The sequence below is a fragment of the Aureimonas sp. D3 genome (assembly GCF_001463805.1).
GTDB classification, from domain to species: Bacteria; Pseudomonadota; Alphaproteobacteria; order Rhizobiales; family Rhizobiaceae; genus Aureimonas; species Aureimonas ureilytica_A.
This window is the reverse complement of the sequence record NZ_BBWM01000013.1, coordinates 1-3,467: the sequence shown is the minus strand read 5'-3', so window position 1 is coordinate 3,467 and position 3,467 is coordinate 1. Positions and strand designations below refer to the sequence as shown.

Below are 3,467 nucleotides of genomic sequence, written 5' to 3'. Positions count from 1 at the left end.
GCCCTATGGCGGCCCGCCGCGCGATTGGCGCGATGGCCCGCCGCCTCCGCCGCCTCCGGGTGCGCGCCGCCCCATCGGCGACCGCGAAGCCATTCGCATTGCGCGCGGCGAGGGCCTGCGCGACGTGGATCAGGTGTTTCGCCGGGGTCGCACGATCCGCGTCGATGGGTTCGACCGTGACGATGACGATATCAGCGTGATCATCGACGCGCGCACCGGCGACGTTCTCGACGTTCGCTAAGCGTTCATCGATCTTCGAAAGCGCCGCGTCGGCTCGTCGCCGGTGCGGCTTTGCTCTGCGTGCTCGGCCTCCGACCATTCATTGTGTTCGAATCGATTGCGTTTCGCCGGAGCGAACCCACCTATGGTCCGACCATGATGGACATGCGCCTTTCCCCCTCCGGCCCCAAGCGGCCCGCCTCCCGTTTCGACGGGCGCGGCGTGACCGCCGTTCTGGGCCCCACCAACACCGGCAAGACCTTTCTGGCGATCGAGCGGATGGTGGCGCATTCGTCGGGCGTCATCGGCCTGCCGCTGCGGCTTCTCGCCCGCGAGGTCTATCAGCGCACGGTGGAGCGCGTTGGGCTCGGTGCGGTCTCGCTGATCACCGGCGAGGAAAAGATCAAGCCGCCCAATGCGCGCTATCAGGTGTGCACCGTCGAGGCCATGCCGCGCGAAACGCCGGCGGAATTCGTGGCGATCGACGAGGTGCAACTCGCCGGTGACTTGGAGCGCGGGCACATTTTCACCGACCGCATTCTGCATACGCGGGGTCGCTCGGAAACGCTGCTTCTGGGCTCGGCCACGATGCGCGGCGTCCTGGAACGGCTCCTGCCGGGCATTCAATGCGTGACGCGCCCACGCATGTCGCAGCTTCTCTATGCCGGCTCCAAGAAGATCACGCGCCTGCCGCGCCGCTCGGCCATCGTCGCCTTCTCGGCCGAAGAGGTCTACGCGATCGCCGAATTGATCAGGCGGCAGCGGGGCGGGGCGGCCGTGGTGCTCGGCGCGCTGAGCCCGCGCACGCGCAACAAGCAGGTGGAACTCTATCAGAACGGCGAGGTCGAGTTTCTGGTCGCCACCGACGCGATCGGCATGGGCCTCAATCTCGACGTCGATCACGTCGCCTTCGCGCAGGACTGGAAATTCGATGGGTTCCAGTATCGCCAGCTGAACCCCTCCGAATACGGCCAGATCGCCGGGCGTGCGGGCCGCCATGTGCGCGACGGCACGTTCGGCGTGACGGGGCGCGTCGATCCCCTGTCGCAGGAACTGGTGGAAGCGCTGGAGTCGCACACGTTCGACCCCGTGCGCGTGTTGCAATGGCGCTCGCGCCAGCTCGATTTCACCTCGCTGGAAACGCTGCGCCGCAGCCTGGACACGCTGCCCCCGGACGAAGCCCTGGCCCGCGCCCTCCCGTCGGTGGACCAGCGCGCGCTGGATTTTCTCTCGCGCGACGATGCCGTGATGAAGGCCGCCAAGGGGGCGAAGAATGTCGAGCTGCTTTGGGAAGCCTGCAAGCTGCCCGATTACCGGCGCATCGCCCCGGCGCAACACGCCGAAATCATCGCCTCCATCTATGGCGATCTCGTTCGGCGCGGTACAGTGGCGGAAGACTACATGGCTTCGCAGGTGCGGCGGGCTGATTCCACCGAGGGCGATATCGACACGCTTTCGCAGCGGATCGCCGAAATCCGTACGTGGACCTATATTTCGCATAGACCCGGCTGGCTGTCTGATCCGACACACTGGCAGGAAAACACACGGGCAATCGAAGATCGATTGTCCGACGCGCTGCACGACAGGTTGACGAAACGCTTCGTAGATCGCAGGACAAGCGTCCTGATGAAGCGGCTGAGAGAGAACGCATTCATGGAAGCTGAAATCGGCAGCGACGGCACGGTGCTCGTGGAGGGCCACCTTGTGGGCGAGCTGCAAGGGTTCAGGTTCACGCCGGACGTGAAGTCCGACGGGCCCGACGCCAAGGCCGTCCGCGCCGCAGCGCAAAAAGCGCTCGCGGGCGAGTACGACAAGCGGGCCGAGCGTTTCTTCAACGCCCCGAACGGAGACCTGGCTCTCGGTTCGGACGCGCTGGTGCGCTGGCTCGGAGCCCCCATCGCCAGCCTGACGGCGGGCGAGGACCCCTTGCGCCCGCGCATCGTGGTGCTGGCGGACGACCAGCTCGCGGGCCCCGCGCGCGACAAGGTCTCCCAGCGCGTGGAGCGCTTTGTTACCTACCAGATCTCCACCATCCTCAAGCCGCTGGCGGACCTGCGCGAGCCCGAGGGTCTGGAGGGAACGGCGCGCGGCATTGCCTTCCGGCTCTACGAGAATTTCGGCCTGATCCAGCGCCGGGACATTTCGGAAGAGGTGCGCGGGCTCGATCAGGACGCGCGCGCGGCCCTGCGCCGGCTCGGCGTGCGCTTCGGCGCCTACCATATTTTCCTGCCGGCTCTCGTGAAGCCGGCCCCCGCCGCGCTGATGACGCTGCTCTGGGCCGTGGCCCATGACGGGCGCGACAAGCCGGGCTTCGGCGAGGTCACGCAGCTTCTGGCGACAGGGCGCACCTCGGTTCAGCCCGATGCCACGTTCGATCCGATCTTCTATTCGCTGGCCGGCTATCGCCTGCTCGGTCGGCGTGCGGTGCGCATCGACATTCTGGAGCGTCTCGCGGACCTGATTCGCCCCGCGCTCGCCTGGACCCCCGGCGCGGGCAAGCGCCCGGACGGCGCCTATAACGGGCGCGAGTTCCTGGTGACGCCGTCGATGATGTCGATTCTCGGCGCGACCGCCGACGACATGGATGAAATCCTGAAGGGTCTCGGCTATCGCTCGCAGGGCGTCGACCAGCGCGAGGTCGATGCGACCTTCGCCAAGCAGGACGAGGCGGCCAGCGCCGCGCTCGCGGCCGGTCAGCAGGCCGCCGAGGTCAGCGCCGAAGACGCCAAGATTCTCGAGGAAGGCGCGCTTCTGGCCGAGGTCGGCGACGTGCCGGCGCAGGACGGCATCGCTTCCGAAACCGAAGCGGGCGAGCCACTGGCGTCGGCCGACAGCCTGTCGGTCTCCGATCTTCAGCCGGCCATGGCGCCGGGCGCTGCCTTGCAGGACGAGGATCTTGTCTCCGTCACGGGCGATGATCCGCGTCCGGTGGATGCGATTCTGAGCGATCAGTCGCCCTCTTCGGCGGACGACAGCGAGTCGCGGCTGGCTTCTGCGGTGAGCGATCCCGTGTCCGAGGAAACGCCTGTCGAGACCGCTTTGTCGGAAGCCTCGCCCGAGGATGCCGGCACCGTTGCGGATCTCGTGCCCGAACAGCCGGCCAAGATCGTTCATCTCTGGCGTCCGTTCAGGGGCGAGAACCGCCAGCGCGGCCAGGGTCGCGGTGCGCCCGGCGCGCGCGGGCCGGGTCGTCATGGCGGGGGCGGTCGTTCGGCTGGTCCGCGTGCCGGCGAAGCGGAACCCACGAC

The 3,467-nt window shown here is 67.6% G+C and carries 1 protein-coding gene and 1 pseudogene; both read left to right on the top strand.

Translation table 11 applies throughout. The annotated features are described in order from the left end of the window. A pseudogene (locus AUL36_RS24140) lies at nucleotides 1-241 on the top strand (hypothetical protein); the annotation flags it as partial. Nucleotides 242-375: 134 nt separating this feature from the next. Beyond that, nucleotides 376-3,467 (top strand): helicase-related protein (locus tag AUL36_RS04300; RefSeq protein WP_062218415.1); only part of this gene is annotated, 3,092 nt, incomplete at its 3' end.